The following is a 16,020-nucleotide window of genomic DNA, read 5'->3' on the forward strand; positions in this document are numbered from 1 at the left end:
GCGGTGGCGCGAGAGAGGAACTCCCGCGCCACCGCCTCGAAGCTGCGGCCGTCGAGTTCGACCTGCGCATTCATGGCCCGCATGGCGGCGTCGTCGATGCGGCCGGCCAGCGGCGCCAGCGGGCCGGCGTCGAAGCCGGCCTGCATCAGCAGCACGGCGTCGTAGCGCGGGAAAAAGGCGCGGTCGTCGCGCAGCACGCGCAGGTGCAGGCGCTCGATCTGCGCGTCGGTGGTGTAGGCGTCCACCACGTCGACCTGCCCGCCCGCCAGCGCCTGGTAGGCCAGGCCGTGGTCCAGGCCGCTGCCCGGCACCTGCGGCAGGCCATAGGCCTTGCGCAGCGCCGGCCAGCCATCGGCGCGCTGCAGGAATTCATGCGAGAGGCCCAGCCGCAGCGGCGCCCGACTGGCAGCCAGGTCCGAGAGCGTGGCGATGCCCAGGCGCTGCGCCGTGTCCTCGCGCATGGCCAGCGCGTAGCCGTTGTTGAAGCCCAGGGGGATCGCCGCCTTGAGGCCGCGCGGCGCCAGCCACTGGTTGAGCCGGTCCAGGCCGGCGCCGGGGTCGTCCTGGCGGTGCAGCAGTTCGCGCACGATGGTGCCCGTGTACTCGGGGTACAGGTCGATCGCGTGCGTCGCCAGCGCCTGCTCCATCACCGCCGTGTTGCCCAGGCCCTGCCGGTGGGTCGCCGCCACGCCGGCGCGCAGCAGCGCCTGGCGCACGATCTCCCCCAGGATGTAGCTCTCGGTGAAGCGCTTGGAGCCGACCACGGCGGCCGGTGCCGACGCGCCGGGTGGCGGCACGCCCGGGGCCGACGCAGCCGGGGCTGGGGGCGCCGGCGCCGCGAGGGCGGCGGCCTGGATGCACGCCACCGCGGCCACCAGGGCCAGCCGCCAGCGCGGAAAAGGGAGTGCAAGGCGCATGGGCCGGAGTGTGACGCATGTGCAGGCGGCCCGTGGCCCGGGCGCCGCGGCACCGGACGAGGGCCCGCCGGCCGAGGACCCGCCGGCTGTCAGGGGCCGCCGCCCCTCAGGGCGCCGCCAGCGGGGCCGCGCGCCGCTCGCCCTGGCGCACGCGGCGCATCAGCGCGTCGGGGTCGACCTCTCACATGCGCCGACCCAGCAGCTTGAGGCAGCCCTCGGCGCGCAGCGTGCTGAAGGCCCGCGCGATGGTCTCGCGCGTTGCGTCCAGGAGTTCGGTGAGCGCCGCGTGCGTGGGCAGTTCCAGCACGCTGGTCTTCTGCGAGCGCGCCATCAGCAGCAGCGTGCAGGCGAGCTGGTTGGGCACGCCGCGCACGCGCACCCCCACCGACCAGTCGGCGATCAGCCCGATCGAGGCCGTGGTGGTGCGCGTCATGTGGACCGCGAACGAGGGCTCGCGGGCCGCGATGTCGCGCAGGCGCTCGTGGGGGATGTCGCAGATGCGCGAGGGCACGGCCGCCACGCCACTGACCTGCGTGGGCTGTTCGAAGAAACCCATGAGCCCGAAGGCGGTCCCGCGCCCGGCGATGCTCACCGTGCGGTCCTCGCCGTCCAGGCTGCGGCGGCGGCCGAAGACCGTGCCGATCTTCACCACCGAGGCCGAGCGGGCGACTTCACCCTCCCTGACCAGGACCTGACCGCGGTCCAGACGCCGACGGGCGATCGCCGGCTCGATTTCCTGCAGCTTCGCCGGCGCCAGCCGGCTCAGGATGCAGGCAGGCCGCGTCGCACAGAACATGCACCCTTCCGGGTCCTTAGCCCTCAACTTCCACCCCACACCTTTGTTGTTGTCGGCAGCCCAGGAGACCGGTCTGCGCCGGCTGATGGCAATGCTGGACCGCCTCCCTGAAGACGAACATGGCTTTTACAGTCATGTTATCGGGCGCGTCCACCCGCAGGCGAGATGGATGAGCAGTCGCTGTGCGCCCGCGTCACTTCGCATGCGGCGAGGAGCAACAAAATGTTGCGCGTTCGTAGCGCAGCGCCATCCGCCCTGTAGGACGTTGCCGGAACACGCGGCGCGCCGCCGCGGCTGGGCAGGCCCCCGTGCTCGAATGGCTTGCATGATTCCGATCCGCAAGGGCCAGGCGCCGGCGATGCTGGACCGCCAGGCCTTCCATGAGCGCTTCATGCAGTCCTTCTACGACCCCGCCTTCGATGCGGAGAAGCCGGCGATCGCCCGGCTGGAAGCGATCGCCTGGGACGCGTACCAGCAGGGCCGCAAGGCGCCGCGAACCCAGCCGGCGGGACCCGGCCATGCCGACCCCACCTACGCGCTGTCCGACGAGTGGCGGGCCACGCGCGATGCGCTGCGGGCGGCGCAGGCCGAGTGGGCACGGCCCGGCAGCCCCTCGCGCGCGCTGGTGGTGTGCTGCGCCTCGCGCAACGACGGCAGCTGCCCGGGCGAGATGTCCAAGACCTTCCGCCTCGCCCGCATGGCCGGCGAGGTGCTGCAGCAGGCTTCCATCGAGGTCGAACTGCTGGACCTGAGCCGGCTCACCTCCGACTACGACCGCCACATCCATCCCTGCAAGGGCTGCGCGTCCACCGCCATGCCGCTGTGCCACTGGCCCTGCAGCTGCTACCCGAACCACGACCTGCGGCAGACCGGCGACTGGATGGCCGAGATCTACGAATCCTGGGTGCGCGCCCATGGCGTGCTGCTGGTCACGCCGGTCTACTGGTACCAGGCGGCCAGCCCGTTGAAGCTGATGATGGACCGGCTGGTGTGCGCCGACGGCGGCAACCCGGACCCGACCAGCACGCACGGCAAGAAGCCCGAGGAGGCCAAGGCGCTGGAGATGGCCGGCTGGGACTACCCCAAGCACCTCGCGGGACGTGCCTACGGCGTCTTCGTGCACGGCGACGTGGCGGGCGTGGAGCCGGTGCGCCGCGCCCTGTGCGACTGGCTGGACTGGATGGGCCTGGTGGACGCCGGCTTCCAGGCCCGCCTGGACCGCTACATCGGCTACTGGCAGCCCTATGCCGACAGCCACGAGACCCTGGACCGTGACACCGCGGTGCAGGAGGAGATGCGCAACGTGGCGCGCGCGCTGGCGGTGGCCATCGGCGAGCAGCGGGCCGGCCGCCTGCGGCCGCCGGATGCGGGCCTCTCGCGGCCGCGGCCGAAGTAGCGGCGCGGCAGCGCGGGGCTCAGAGCTCGGGCAGGTTGCGCCGCATCGCGCGCGTCTCGCCCTGCAGCCGGGCGGCGCGCTGCTCCACGATCAGCAGCAGCTGCTGGCGCAGGAAGTCGCGGCTGCGCGCATCCCCGGCCGCGGGCGCGGCCGAACGCTCGAAGCTGCACAGCCCCTGCAGCGCGCGGGCGAGCAGCTCGGCGGCGTTGGCATGGGTGGAATCACGGGTCTGCATGGCAATGCGCGAGCATGCCCACAGATGGGCGCACGCGGAGTAGGAAAAACGCGGCCCGGTGACGAAAAAACAAGCCATGCGAGGCTTGCTTGACCCACCTCAAATCCGCGGGCGCCGCTACAGCAGCGACCATGAATGTGCTTTCATCGGGCAGCCGGTTCGACCGGCCGCGGGCGCAAGCGCCGGGCCGCCTGCACACCGGCGCACCGGCGCCGTGGCGCTCAGAGGAAGCCGGTCGACAGCCAGGGCACGGCGGCCACGAGCACGGTGCCCGCCAGCAGCGCCAGCATGTAGCCCAGCATGGGGCGTATGCCCTTGTCGGGGTGCACGCGGCCGATCGCGCAGGCGGCGTAGTACCCCACGCCCAGCGGCGGCGCGAACAGGCCCAGGCCCATGGAGAGCACCACCACCATCGCGTAGTGCACCTCGTGGATGCCCAGCTGGCGCGCGATGGGGAACAGCAGCGGCCCGAACAGCACCACCGCGGGGATGCCCTCCAGCACCGAACCCAGGACCACGAAGGTCAGCACCGAGACCGCCATGAACAGCGCCGCGCCGCCGGGCAGCGCGGCCATGGCCTCGGCCAGCGAGCGCGAGAAGCCCGACTGGGTGAGGCCCCAGGCCATGGCCGTGGCGGTGCCGATGATCAGCAGGATCGCGCCCGAGAGCGAGGCCGTGGCCACCAGCATGGGGCCCAGGCGGCGCCAGTCGAACTGGCGGTAGACCAGCAGCCCGGCCACCACCGCGTACACGATGCCCAGGGTGGACACCTCGGTCGCGGTGGCCACGCCCTCCACCACCGCGGCGCGGATCACGAAGGGCAGCGCCAGCGCCGGAAAGGCGACGGCGCCCAGCCGGGCCACCTCGGGCCAGGGCGTGCGCTTCACGTGCGAGAGGTCTTCCCCGCGCGAGCGCAGGGCCACCACGGCGCACAGCACCAGGCCCAGCACCACGGCCGGCAGCAGCCCGCCGGTGAACAGCGCCGCGATGGAGACGCCGGTGACCGAGCCGATGGTGATCAGCACCAGGCTGGGCGGAATGGTCTCGGTCTGCGCGCCCGTCGCGGCCAGCAGCGCGACCAGGTCGCCCTCCTGCGCGCCGCGCTTCTTCATCTCGGGGAAGAGCGCCGGCGCCACCGCCGCCATGTCGGCGGCCTTGGAGCCCGAGATCCCCGAGACCAGGTACATCGCGCCCACCAGCACATACGAAAGCCCGCCCCGCACATGCCCCAGCAGGCCGGCGAGGAAGGCCACCATGGCGCGCGCCATGCCGGTCATCTCGATCAGCAGGCCCAGGAAGACGAACAGCGGCACGGCCAGCAGGATCAGGTGGCTCATGCCCTCGTCCATGCGGCCCACGATCACCGGCAGGGCCGCGCCCGTGCCCAGCGCCAGGTAGCCGAAGGTGCCCAGGCCGAAGGCGAAGGCGATCGGGATGCCGGAGAACACCGCGGCGCCGACCACGCCGACGAAGAACACCAGCAGGTTCAGGCGGCCCAGGTCGGCGAAGACGGCGCGGCCGAACCAGAAGGCCGCGCACAGCACGCCCACCGTCACCACGGCCTGCGTGCCCGTGCGCCAGCCCGACTCGCGCGCCAGGCGCAGCAGCGAGAACAGCAGCATCAGCGCGATGCCCACCGGCAGCGCCGCGGCGCGCCAGAGGTTGGAGATCTCCAGCGCCGGCGTGGTGATGAAGCGCTCCTCCGAGGCGTAGTCCCAGGCCGGCCAGGCCACCATGGCCAGGAAGGCGATGGCGGCGCAGATGGCGATGGCCTCCGGGAACTGCTGGCGCGCGGGCGACAGCTTGCCCACCACCGCCGTCATGCGCATGTGCTCGCCGCGCCGCAGGGCCGCGACGGCACCCAGCATGGCCAGCCAGATGAACAGCATGGAGGCGAGCTCGTCCGACCACACCAGCGGCGTCTTCAGCACGAAGCGGAAGACCACGCCGGCCAGCAGCACCCCCACGTCAGCCAGTACCAGGGCGCCGGCCAGGGCGTCCACCGCCCAGCCCAGCGTGCGATCCAGGGCGGCCAGGGGCCCGCGCGGGGCCACGGCCGGCGCGGACCGGGCGTGCGCGGCCGCGCTCATGCCGGCCACGCGCCCGATCCGGCCGCCGGGCGCGCTGCGGCGCCGCTCATGCCAGCTTGCCGACGGACTTCTCGAGCAGGGCCCAGGCCTCGTCGCCGTACTTGCCCTTCCACTCGCTGTAGAAGCCGGCCTTGCGCAGGTGGTCGCGGAAGGCGGCGGTGTCGGGCGTGTTGAACACCATGCCCTTGGCGGCCAGGTCCTTCTGCAGGCCGGCGTTGAGCTCGGCCACGTCGGTGCGCTCCTTCAGGCCGGCGGCGTTGATGTGCTTGGCCACGATGGCCTGCAGGTCGGCCGGCAGCTTCTCCCAGGCGCGGCGGTTGGCCAGGAACCAGAAGCCGTCCCACATGTGGTTGGACATGGAGCAGTACTTCTGCACCTCGTACAGCTTGGCCGTGGAGATGATGGCCAGCGGGTTCTCCTGGCCGTCGACGATCTTGGTCTGCAGCGCGGAGTACACCTCGGCGAAGTTGATGGACGCGGGCGCGGCGTCCAGCGCCTTGAACATCGAGGTCCACAGCGGCGAGACCGGCACGCGGATCTTGAAGCCCTTCAGGTCGGCCGGGCCGCTGATGGGCTTGGTCGAGGAGGTGATCTGGCGGAAGCCGTTGTCCCAGATCTTGTCCATCACCACCAGGCCGGCCTTGCTGATCTGGCCGCGGATGTGCGCGCCCAGGTCGCCGTCCATGGCCTTCCACACGGCGTCGTAGTTGTTGAAGGCGAAGCCGATGCCGCTGATGGAGGTCGAGGGCACCAGCGTCGACAGGATCAGGCCCGACAGCGTGAAGAACTCCACGCCGCCCGAGCGCAGCTGGCTGAGCACGTCGGTGTCGGAGCCGAGCTGGTTGTTGGGGAACACCTGGATGTCCACCCGGCCCTTGGTCTCGGCGCGGATCGCATCGGACATCTCCTTGGCGCGCAGGTTCAGCGGGTGCGTGGCCGGCAGGTTGTTCGCGTACTTGTACGTGAACTCGGCCTTGCCCTGCGCGAAGGCGCGCGTGACCGGCAGGGCCAGGGTGGACGCGGCGGCGGCGGAACGCAGCACGGTGCGGCGGGTGATGCTCATGGTGTCTCCTCTTGGTGTGGATGCTTGCGGCGAAACGATTGTAGTGAGGCGCCGCGGCACGGCCCGTTGGTGCGGCCCGTCCGCCGCCTGCCGGGCCCCTGCCCGCTCACTGCTGGGCGCCGCCGGCTGCGGCGTTGCGGCGCAGGGTGGGCAGGCCCACGCCGGCGGCGTCGAAGCCGCCGTCGACGGCGAGGAACTGGCCATTCACGTAGCTGGCCTCCTCGCTGCACAGGAAGCCCACGGCGTTGGCGATCTCCTCGGGCGTGCCATAGCGACCCTGCGGGATGGCGTCGTGGTAGTCGGCGCGGATCGCCGGGCTGTGCACCTGCCGGGCCATCTCGGTTTCCACCGGCCCGGGGCAGACCGCGTTGACGCGTATGCCCACGTTGCCCAACTCCACCGCGTGCTGGCGCGTCATGTGCAGCAGGGCCGCCTTGCTGGTGCCGTAGGCGATGCGCAGGGTGCTGGCGCGCAGGCCCGAGATCGAGGCGATGTTGACCACCGCCCCGCCGTGCACCATCAGGGGCGCGAAGACCTGGGTGCACAGGAAAGCGCCGTCCAGGTTGGTGGCCATCACATGGCGCCATTCCTCGAAGCTGGTGTCCAGCACCGGCTTGAAGACGGCCACGCCGGCGTTGTTCACCAGCGCGTCCACGCGGCCGAAGCGCTGCATCACGGCACGCGCGGCCGCCTCGACCTGCTGCGGCTGGCCGACGTCGCAGTGCAGGCCCAGCACCTGGCCCGGCTGGGCCAGGGCGGCCACCGCGCGGTCCAGGGTCTCGCCGTCGATGTCCAGCAGCGCGACGCGCTGGCCCCGGGCGAGGAACCAGCGGGCGATCGCGAGGCCGATGCCGCGCGCGCCCCCCGTGACGATGGCGACGCGGGCGGACGTGGGTTCGGTGCGGGTCATGGGCTGGGGGAGGAAAAGGACGTGAAAAAAAGGGGGCGCCAGGGCCCCCGATTGTCCACCCGGCGCCCGCCGGCACCGGCCGGGCGCGCCTCAGCGCCGCGCGGCGCCGCCCGCCATGTGCGCCTGCTGTGCGTCCAGCAGCGCCTCGGGCTCGTCGGCGTCCGCGGCGCTGGGGTGGTCCAGCCGCGACTGCAGCCGCGCCATGTCCAGCTCGCCCGTCCAGCGCGCCACGACCAGCGTGGCGACGGCGTTGCCCACCAGGTTGGTCAGCGCGCGCGCCTCGGACATGAAGCGGTCTATGCCCAGGATCAGCGCCAGCCCCGCCACCGGCACGTGGCCCACGGCCGACAGCGTGGCGGCCAGCACGATGAAGCCGCTGCCGGTCACGCCGGCCGCGCCCTTGGAGGTGAGCACCAGCACGGCCAGCAGGGTGAGCTGCTGGGTGAGCGTCATGTCGGTGTTGGTGGCCTGGGCGATGAACACCGCCGCCATGGTGAGGTAGATGGAGGTGCCGTCCAGGTTGAAGGAGTAGCCGGTCGGGATCACCAGCCCCACGGTGCTCTTGGTGGCGCCCAGGTTCTCCATCTTTTCCATCATGCGCGGCAGCACCGATTCGGACGACGAGGTGCCCAGCACGATCAGCAGCTCCTCCTTGATGTAGCGCACCAGCTTGAAGACCGAGAAGCCGTGCACGCGCGACACGATGCCCAGCACCACGAAGACGAAGATCAGGCAGGTCAGGTAGAAGGTGCCCATCAGCTTGCCCAGCGAGAACAGCGAGGCGATGCCGTACTTGCCGATGGTGAAGGCCATCGCGCCGAAGGCGCCCACCGGGGCCAGCTTCATGATCACGCCGACGATGGCGAAGAAGACGTGCGAGATCTTCTCGATCAGGTCGAACACCAGCGTGCCGCAACCGCCGAAGCGGTGCAGCGCGAAGCCGAACAGCACCGAGATCAGCAGCACCTGCAGGATGTCGCCCTTGGCGAAGGCATCGACGATGGTGTTGGGGATGATGTTGAGCAGGAACTCGGTGGTGGTGCCTATCTTGCCGGGACCGGTGTAGGCCGCGATGCCTTTGGTGTCCAGGGTGGCCGGGTCCACGTTCATGCCGCCGCCGGGCTGCACGAAGTTGACGATCACCAGGCCGATGAGCAGCGCGATGGAACTCACCACCTCGAAGTACAGCAGCGCCAGCCCGCCGGTCTTGCCGACCTTCTTCATGTCCTCCATGCCAGCGATGCCCACCACCACGGTGCAGAAGATGATGGGCGCGATCATCATCTTGATCAGCTTGATGAAGCCGTCGCCCAGCGGCTTCATCGCCTCGCCGGTGGCGGGCGCGAAATGGCCGATCAGCACGCCGGCGATCACGGCGCAGATGACCTGGAAGTAAAGCGAACGGTAGAGCGGGCGGCGGGCGGCCGCGGCGGTGCTGGCACTCATGAACGTGCTCCTGGAGGCGGTGCGGGGGAAGCTCGCACTCTAGGCGGGGCCCCGCCGCCGGTCCATTGTGGACCTCCACATCGCAGGGCGGTGCGCTTGCGCGGGGCGGCGCATGGTCGTGACGTTTGCCGCGCCTTCGTCCATTCAGTTGAAACGCGCGCTTCGTTATTCGCCATAATCACAAGCATTGTTCGAATGAATCATTTGCCCGCTCCTGACCTGCCGCATTTCGAGCCCGATGCGGCCGCCGCCCGGCTGGGCGGCCGGCCGGACTTCCTGCGCCAGGTCCTGGTGCGCTTCCTGCAGCAGGGCCCGCGCCTGCTGGCCGAGGCCCAGGCGGCCTGCCCGCAGGCCCCCGACGCCGTGCGCCGGGCCCTGCACACCCTGGCCGGCGCCGGTGCCACCTGCGGCGCCACCGCGCTGGCGGCCGGGGCCGCGGCGCTTTCCCACGCCGCCGCCGAGGGCCGGCTGGAGGCGGTGCAGGCCGGCCTGCCCGCGCTGCAGCGCGAGATGCAGGCCTGCATCGCCGAAGCCACCCGCTGGGCGGAGCTGGAGCCCTGATGCCGCTGGCGCTGGTCATCGAGGACGACGCGGTGCAGCGGCTGGCGGCACGGCTGGTGCTGCAGGGCGAAGGCTTCCACGTGGAGGAAGCCGACGACGGTGACCAGGGCCTGGCCAAGGCGCGTGCCTTCCGCCCCGACATCGTCCTGTGCGACCTGCTCATGCCCGGCCTGGATGGCTGGCAGCTGATCGCCGAGCTGCGCCAGGACCCCCAGCTCTGGGACGTGCCGGTGATCGTGCTCACCGCCATGACCGAGCGCGCCCAGGTGCGCCGCGCCATGAACAGCGGCGCCGACGATTTCCTGCTCAAGCCGGTGCAGGCCGAGGAGCTGTGCGAGGCGGTGGAGGCCCTGCTGGCGCGCCGCGACGCGCTGCGCGCGCACTACACGCAGATGCTCAGGCGGCGGCTGGGCGAGACCCTGGAGCAGGAGAAGCAGCAGCTGGCCCTGCGCTACGAGCAGCGCCTGGCCGAGGAGCTGGGCCGCGGCCAGGACGCCCAGGGCGTGCAGGTGTGGCGCAACGCGGTGGTGCTCTCGCTGGGCATCGGGCCGGACGCGCTGCTGGCGGCGCTGGGCTCGCGCGAAGGCGCGCAGGCCCTGTGCGACGGCACCAGCCGCCTGCGCGACCTGCTGCTGCTGTTCGGCGCCACCCGGGTGCTGGGCGCCGACAGCGGGCTGGTGGCCGTGTTCGCCGATCCCCTGGGCCCGCGGGTGGCGCTGCGCCACGCGGCGCGGGCCATGAAGTCGGTCGAGCCGGCCCTGGAGCGCGCGCTGGACCTGGCCACCGGCGTGGAGACCGGCGGCGTGCTGGTGCTGCCCCTGCCGGACCCGGCCGAGGGCCAGGCCGGCCTGCAGGTCGCGGCCGGGCCGGCGGCCGCCGCAGCGGCCCTGCTGCGCCAGCGCGCACGCCAGCTGCACTGGCGCGTGGCCGCCTCGCCGGGGCTGCGGGCGCTGAACGCGGGCTGCCTGCGGGCCGGCCGGCTGGAACTGGCGGGTCCGGGCCCGGCGGCCGTCGAGGTCGAGGCCTGGCTGGAGCCTGGCGGCGCCTGAGGCGGCGCCAAGCATGGGCCGCCACCCCGGCGGACCCACGGCCGGGGCGCCGCCCGCGGGGCATGCGGCGGTCAACGGCGGGAAAGCCCTCGTTTTTTCCTCGACGCCGGACACGGGGCTGGGCCTAAACTCATCTGTATGGATGTCACAAATCCGCCGCACTGATGCGCCCACTGCTCGGCCCGCAACCCCGGCACTGGGTCACGCTGTCGCTGCGCATGCTGATGCCGGCCCTGGCGGCCATGCTGCCCCTGGTCCTGCTCGCGGCACTGGCCGGCTGGCAGGTGGCGCAAGCCATGCAGGGGCAGGCCGAGGCGCTGGTGCGGGCCCGGGCGATGCGCGCCGCCGACGACGCGCAGGGGGTGTTCGCCGCCGCCGCCGAGACCGCGCGCCTGCTGGCGCTGCAGCAGGCCTCCGGGCAGGCCGGTGGCGCCTGTTCCCATGCGCTGGACCCCTTCCACCAGAGTGACGCGACCTGGGGCAATGCGGGCGTGAGCGGCCTGGACGGGCAGACCCTGTGCAGCCTGCGCCCGCTGGCCGCACCCCCATCCCGGCCCGACTGGCTGCGCCAGGCCCTGGCCGCGCCCGGCATCACCGTCAGCCCGCCCGAGCCGGGCAACGAAGCCCACCACCCGGTGGTCTACATCGCCAAGGCGGTGCGCGACGGCCGGGACACGCCGACCGGCGTGGCCTGGGTCGCGGTGGACCTGGTCGCGCTGTCGCAGCGCATCGGCGGCAGCGAAATGCCCGTCGGCAGCTCGGTCGGGGTGGCGGATGCGCAAGGCGTGCTGCTGGCGCGCTTCCCGGACGCGCTGCGCTGGATCGGCGTGCGCCAGCCCGAACTGGCCGGCATGCTGGCGCGCCCCAGCCCGATGCGCAGCGCCGCGGTGCCCGGCATCGATGGCGAACGGCGCCTGTACGTGGCCACGTCGGCGGACGCCATGGGCTGGCGGGCCTTCGCCGGCGTGCCGGCCGACCAGCTCGAGGGACCGCTGCACAACCTGCTACGCGGCGCCGGGCTGGGGCTGGCGGCGGCCGTCCTGCTCGGCGTCGGCATCGCCATGCTGCTGGCGCGCCGCACGCTGCGGCCGCTGGAAGCCCTGGCGCGCACCGCCCAGGCCGTGGCCCAGGGCGACGGCGCGGCCCGGGCGCCAGTGGACGCCAGCGGCGAGGTGCGCGTGGTGGCCGAGCAGTTCAACCGCATGCTGGACCGCCAGCGCGAGGTGGAACGCGGGCTGCGGGAGGCAAACAGCCTGTACGAGGCCCTGGCCCGCTCCAACCGCGCGGTGGTGCGGGGCGGCTCCTTCGAGGCGGTCGCCAAGGCGGTGTGCGAGGCCTGCGTGGACTCGGGCAACGCGGTGCTGGTGGCCATGGTCCAGGGCGATTCGCGCTCGGCCCGCATGATCGCCTGGGCCGGCCCGGCCGATCGGGTGATCGGCACCGAGCCCTGGGTGCCGGCGCGGCCGGCCTACGCCCACCTGCCGCTGCCGCGGGCGCTGCAGACGGGCCAGCCGGAATACTGCGACGACTACAGCGCGATCGAGGTCCCGCCGGACCTGCGTGACCAGGCCGACCGCCACCACATCCGGGCCGTCGCCGCGCTGCCGGTGCGGCTGGACGGCGAGATCTGGGGCGCGCTGCTGATCGACACCGACCAGGCCGGCTGGTTCGTGCCCGAGCGCCGACGCCTGCTGGAGGCGGTGGCCGACGACCTGCAGCTGGCCCTGCACAACGCGCACCGCGACCAGGAGCGCCGCGACGCGCTGCGCATGCTGCAGGACCGCGACCGCCAGATGGCCGGCATCATCGAATCGGCCATGGACGCGGTCATCACCATCGACGACAACCAGCGCATCCGCGTCTTCAACGCGGCCGCCGGGCGCATGTTCCGCATCGAGCCCGGCCAGGCCCTGGGCACCTCCCTGCACGACCTGGTGCCCGCGTCCTCGCGCGAGTCGCACGAGCGCGGCGTGCGCGAGTTCGCGCGCGGCACCGCCGACACCCTGCGCGTGGGGCGCCGCCGCCAGCTGCTGGGCCTGCGCGCCACCGGCGAGGAGTTCCCGATCGAGGCGTCCATCACCCGCCACGTGGCCGGCGACGAGGTGCTGATGACCGTCATGCTGCGCGACCTGAGCGGCGAGCGTGACCTCGAGGAGGCGCGCCGCGCGCAGCTCGAGGCCGAGGCCGCCAACCAGGCCAAGAGCGTGTTCCTGGCCAGCGTGAGCCACGAGATCCGCACGCCGCTGCACGCGATCATGGGCTATGCCCAGCTCGCGCTGCGGGCGGCCGCCGACCAGCAGCAGGCGGGCTGGCTGGAGAAGCTGCAGGCCTCGGCCCAGGCCCTGCTGGGCAGCGTGGACCAGGTGCTGGACATCTCCAAGCTGGAGGCCGGCCAGCTCGAGCTGGCGCCGCGCCTGTTCGGCATCGCCGAGGTGCTGGAGCCGGTGCGCGCGGAGCTGGCGCCGCGGGCCCTGGCCAAGGGCCTGGGCTTCACGCTGGAGGCCGACGAGGGCATTCCCGCCAGCCTGGGCGGCGACCCGCAGCGGCTGGCCCAGGTGCTGCTCGCGCTGGGCGGCAACGCGGTCAAGTTCACCAGCGGCGGTGCCGTCGGCATGCGCCTGTGGAGCGAGCCGGCCGGGCCAGGGTCGGTGACCCTGCACGCGGTGGTGCGCGACACCGGCATCGGGATGGACACCGCGCAGCTGGATCGGCTGTTCCAGCCCTTCACCCAGGGCGACGCCAGCGACGAGCGGCGCTTCGGCGGTGCCGGGCTGGGCCTGGCGATCAGCCGCCAGCTGGCGCTGCTCATGGGCGGCGACATCGCCGTCGCCAGCCGGCCTGGCGATGGCAGCGAGGTGCACCTGAAGGTGCTGCTGCGCAGCGACGGCAGCCTGGAGGCGGGCGTGCCGGCCAGCGCGGCCACACTGGCGCGCGAGGCCCGCCACGCGGCCCTGCGGGGCCGGCGCGTGCTGCTGGTCGAGGACAACCCCTACAACCAGGAAGTCGGCGTCGCGCTGCTGGGCGACGTGGCCGGCATGCAGGTCACGACCGCCGCCAGCGGCCCCGAGGCGCTGGACCACCTGGCGCGCGAGCGTTTCGATGTGGTGCTGATGGACGTGCAGATGCCCGGCATGGACGGCTGCGAAGCGACCCGCCGCCTGCGCGCCCTGCCCGGCCACGCCGGCCTCCCCGTGATCGCCCTGACCGCGCATGCGCACGCCTCGGTGCGGCAGAACTGCCTGGACGCCGGCATGAGCGACTTCGTCGGCAAGCCCTTCGACATGCACGAGCTCTTCGAGGCCATCGCCCGCGCGCTGGACGCCCGCGCATGACGGTGCTGCCCGAGCACCGCGCCTCGCTGCGCCACGGCCTGCTGCTGGTGGCCGGCTGCGCCCTGCTGCTGGCCGCGGTGGCCTTCGTGCCGGCGCTGCACTTCTCCATCCCCCGGGCGCCCAACGCGGCCCTGCACGCCGCGATGGAGACCGGCTCGGTGATCGTCAGCCTGCTGGTGTTCTCGGTCGGCTGGGCCAGCGTGCGGCGCGGCAGCGCGGCCGGCGCCGCCCCCCAGGTGAGCGCCGTCTTCCTGGCCGTGGCGCTGCTGGACTTCGTCCACACCTTCTTCTACGACGGCATGCCCCTGATCGTGGAGCCGCAGAACTGGGGCACCTCGGTCACGCTGTTCCTGGCGGCACGCCTGCTGGTGGCGCTGGCCATGCTGTTCTTCGCCTTCGGGCCCGAGCGGGGCGTGGAGGCGCCCGCGCCCTACCTGCCGCTGGTGGGCGGCACGCTGGCCTTCGCGCTGGTGGTGGTGGCGGTCTCGATCTGGGAGCCGCACATCCCCACCCTGTGGTTCGTGCCCGGGCAGGGCCTGACCTCGGCCAAGGTCGGCACGGAGTACGTGGTGATGGCCATGAACCTGGCCGCGGCGGCGGGCTTCGCGCGGCGCCTGTCGCAGCCGGGCGGCACCCTGCCGGTGGCGCAGTTGCTCACGGCGACGCTGGTGATGGCGCTGTCGGAGTACGCCTTCACGCTGTACAGCACCATGTGGGACCAGTACAGCAACTTCGCCCACCTGCTCAAGATCGTGGCCTATGCCGTGATCTGGGAGGCCTTGTTCGCCCGCGCGCTGCTGCGCCCCTACCAGGCGCTGGAGGCCGCGCAGGAGCGGCTGGCCGCGAGCGAGGAGCGCTACCGCCTGCTGTTCGAGAACAACCTGGACGCGGTGTTCGTGGCCAGCGCGGCCGGCCGCATCCTGGACGTCAACCCGGCCGGCTGCGAGGCGCTGCGCGCCAGCCGCGACCTGCTGGTGGGCCAGCCCGCCGAAGGCCTGATCGACTCGCAGCGGCCGGAGGTGCAGCGGCTGCAGGACGAGGTCGCGCGCATAGGCCGCGGCCGCGCCACGACCCGCGTGCGCCGCCCCGACGGCAGCCTGCTGGCGATGGAAGTGGCCGGCTCCGCCTGGCGCGACCGCAAGGGCCGCACGCTGGTGAGCTGGGTGGCGCGCGACATCACCGAGCGCGAGCGGGCGCGGGCCGAGATCCTGCAGCTGAACGCCACGCTGGAGGACCGCGTGCAGCAGCGCACCGCCCAGCTGGAGGCGGTGAACCGCGAGCTGGAGGCCTTCTCGTACACGGTGGCGCACGACCTGCGCGCCCCGCTGGCGGCGATCAGCGCCTTCGGCGAGGTGCTGGTGCACCAGGCGGGCGGGCGGCTGCAGGAGCGCGACCTGCAGTACATCGGCCGCATGCGCGCGGCGGCGGCGCAGATGTCGGGAATGATCGAGGCGCTGCTGGAGCTGGCGCGGCTGTCGCAGGCCAAGGTGTCTTCCGTCTCCCTGGATCTGGCCGCCATCGCCGACGAGATCCTGCAGGAGTGCCGCGACGGCGCGCCGCGCCGGCAGGTGGAGACCGTGGTGCAGCGTCCGCTGATGGCCCGCGCCGACCCGACCCTGCTGCGCCTGGCGCTGCGCAACCTGCTGGGCAACGCGTGGAAGTTCACGGGCCGCTGCGACAAGGCCAGGATCGAGGTCGGCAGCCACGAGGACGCGCAGGGCCACACCGTGTTCCACGTGCGCGACAACGGCGCCGGTTTCGACATGGCCGCCGCGAAGCGCCTGTTCGCGCCCTTCCAGCGCATGCACCCGCAGGCCGAATTCGCCGGCCACGGCATCGGCCTGGCGAACGTGAGCCGCATCATCGCGCTGCACGGCGGCCGCGTCTGGGCCGAGTCCGAGCCGGGCAAGGGCACGACCTTCTACTTCACGCTGGGGCTGGGGCGGAGTCAGGCTGTCGCGGCCTGAGGCTGGGCGCGCGGGTGAGTGCGGCCTGGCGTTGCGTCAGGGGCCCCGTCGTCGCGCTCGCCGACTTGGTTTTGGCTGGCGTCGCGCTTTGTTCTTCGACCTCGCGCTCGCCCCGCTGGCCGGCCTGTGACGGGGGCTCATACTGCCGCGGTCCGCTGCGCGGACTCCGCTGGAATTTGCGGCCTGGGGCCGGCACGGCGCAACTCGCTACGCGCTGGCTGCGCCACCGCTTCGCTCAAACAGGCGCCGTGAGCATGA

Annotated in this window: 12 protein-coding genes; 5 read left to right on the plus strand and 7 right to left on the minus strand. The window is 72.7% G+C overall.

Features of this window, described 5'->3' with window-relative positions:
* Both IM725_RS17130 and IM725_RS17135 read right to left on the minus strand, forming a co-directional pair.
* The coding region (locus IM725_RS17130; RefSeq protein WP_321576215.1) for a glycine betaine ABC transporter substrate-binding protein at window positions 1–917 on the minus strand (917 nt) is incomplete at its 3' end.
* A 181-nt stretch (window positions 918–1,098) separates the two neighbouring features.
* On the minus strand, window positions 1,099–1,713 hold the full coding sequence (locus IM725_RS17135; protein ID WP_193781851.1) for a Crp/Fnr family transcriptional regulator: 615 nt from the start codon (window positions 1,711–1,713) through the stop codon (window positions 1,099–1,101).
* A 325-nt stretch (window positions 1,714–2,038) separates the two neighbouring features.
* On the opposite strand from IM725_RS17135, the gene IM725_RS17140 reads away from it, so the two are divergent.
* Window positions 2,039–3,109 (plus strand): flavodoxin family protein, encoded by a 1,071-nt coding sequence (locus tag IM725_RS17140; RefSeq protein ID WP_193781852.1) that lies wholly within the window; start codon window positions 2,039–2,041, stop codon window positions 3,107–3,109.
* A gap of 19 nt (window positions 3,110–3,128) precedes the next feature.
* On the opposite strand, the gene IM725_RS17145 is transcribed toward IM725_RS17140, so the two are convergent.
* From IM725_RS17145 to IM725_RS17165, 5 genes are all read right to left on the minus strand, one after another.
* Window positions 3,129–3,344, minus strand: a complete 216-nt coding sequence (locus IM725_RS17145) for a hypothetical protein (RefSeq protein ID WP_193781853.1) — start codon at window positions 3,342–3,344, stop codon at window positions 3,129–3,131.
* Window positions 3,345–3,565: 221 nt separating this feature from the next.
* Window positions 3,566–5,434 (minus strand): TRAP transporter large permease, encoded by a 1,869-nt coding sequence (locus IM725_RS17150; RefSeq protein WP_193781861.1) that lies wholly within the window; start codon window positions 5,432–5,434, stop codon window positions 3,566–3,568.
* Between the two features lie 46 nt (window positions 5,435–5,480).
* Entirely contained in the window at window positions 5,481–6,497 is a 1,017-nt protein-coding gene (locus IM725_RS17155; RefSeq protein WP_193781854.1) for a TRAP transporter substrate-binding protein, read from the minus strand.
* A gap of 106 nt (window positions 6,498–6,603) precedes the next feature.
* Complete coding sequence (locus IM725_RS17160; RefSeq protein WP_193781855.1) at window positions 6,604–7,407, minus strand: SDR family NAD(P)-dependent oxidoreductase; 804 nt, start codon at window positions 7,405–7,407, stop codon at window positions 6,604–6,606.
* 90 nt (window positions 7,408–7,497) lie between these two features.
* The gene (locus IM725_RS17165; RefSeq protein ID WP_193781856.1) at window positions 7,498–8,853 is read right to left on the minus strand and encodes a dicarboxylate/amino acid:cation symporter; all 1,356 of its coding nucleotides are present in this window, start codon (window positions 8,851–8,853) and stop codon (window positions 7,498–7,500) included.
* Between the two features lie 195 nt (window positions 8,854–9,048).
* Here IM725_RS17165 and IM725_RS17170 point away from each other — a divergent pair, with 195 nt between their 5' ends.
* The 4 genes from IM725_RS17170 (at window position 9,049) to IM725_RS17185 (ending at window position 15,762) form a co-directional block, all read left to right on the plus strand.
* Entirely contained in the window at window positions 9,049–9,414 is a 366-nt protein-coding gene (locus IM725_RS17170; RefSeq protein WP_193781857.1) for an Hpt domain-containing protein, read from the plus strand.
* Window positions 9,414–10,463, plus strand: coding sequence for a response regulator (locus IM725_RS17175; RefSeq protein ID WP_193781858.1), 1,050 nt, complete (start codon window positions 9,414–9,416; stop codon window positions 10,461–10,463). Before IM725_RS17170 ends, IM725_RS17175 begins: the two co-directional genes overlap by 1 nt.
* A gap of 164 nt (window positions 10,464–10,627) precedes the next feature.
* Window positions 10,628–13,795, plus strand: coding sequence for a response regulator (locus IM725_RS17180; protein ID WP_193781859.1), 3,168 nt, complete (start codon window positions 10,628–10,630; stop codon window positions 13,793–13,795).
* A complete protein-coding gene (locus IM725_RS17185) occupies window positions 13,792–15,762 on the plus strand; it encodes an MASE3 domain-containing protein (protein WP_193781860.1) in 1,971 nt (656 codons plus the stop codon). The genes IM725_RS17180 and IM725_RS17185 overlap by 4 nt, the downstream gene beginning before the upstream one ends.
* Window positions 15,763–16,020: the final 258 nt, after the last annotated feature.

Source organism: Ramlibacter aquaticus, from assembly GCF_015159745.1.
GTDB classification, from domain to species: Bacteria; Pseudomonadota; Gammaproteobacteria; order Burkholderiales; family Burkholderiaceae_C; genus Ramlibacter; species Ramlibacter aquaticus.

What these genes read in the sequence shown, in the direction of transcription:
- IM725_RS17135 (WP_193781851.1), bottom strand. Translation starts at nt 1,713, where the DNA reads ATGTTCTGTGCGACGCGGCCTGCCTGCATCCTGAGCCGGCTGGCGCCG.
- IM725_RS17140 (WP_193781852.1), top strand. Translation starts at nt 2,039, where the DNA reads ATGATTCCGATCCGCAAGGGCCAGGCGCCGGCGATGCTGGACCGCCAG.
- IM725_RS17145 (WP_193781853.1), bottom strand. Translation starts at nt 3,344, where the DNA reads ATGCAGACCCGTGATTCCACCCATGCCAACGCCGCCGAGCTGCTCGCC.
- IM725_RS17150 (WP_193781861.1), bottom strand. Translation starts at nt 5,434, where the DNA reads ATGAGCGCGGCCGCGCACGCCCGGTCCGCGCCGGCCGTGGCCCCGCGC.
- IM725_RS17155 (WP_193781854.1), bottom strand. Translation starts at nt 6,497, where the DNA reads ATGAGCATCACCCGCCGCACCGTGCTGCGTTCCGCCGCCGCCGCGTCC.
- IM725_RS17160 (WP_193781855.1), bottom strand. Translation starts at nt 7,407, where the DNA reads ATGACCCGCACCGAACCCACGTCCGCCCGCGTCGCCATCGTCACGGGG.
- IM725_RS17165 (WP_193781856.1), bottom strand. Translation starts at nt 8,853, where the DNA reads ATGAGTGCCAGCACCGCCGCGGCCGCCCGCCGCCCGCTCTACCGTTCG.
- IM725_RS17170 (WP_193781857.1), top strand. Translation starts at nt 9,049, where the DNA reads ATGAATCATTTGCCCGCTCCTGACCTGCCGCATTTCGAGCCCGATGCG.
- IM725_RS17175 (WP_193781858.1), top strand. Translation starts at nt 9,414, where the DNA reads ATGCCGCTGGCGCTGGTCATCGAGGACGACGCGGTGCAGCGGCTGGCG.
- IM725_RS17180 (WP_193781859.1), top strand. Translation starts at nt 10,628, where the DNA reads ATGCGCCCACTGCTCGGCCCGCAACCCCGGCACTGGGTCACGCTGTCG.
- IM725_RS17185 (WP_193781860.1), top strand. Translation starts at nt 13,792, where the DNA reads ATGACGGTGCTGCCCGAGCACCGCGCCTCGCTGCGCCACGGCCTGCTG.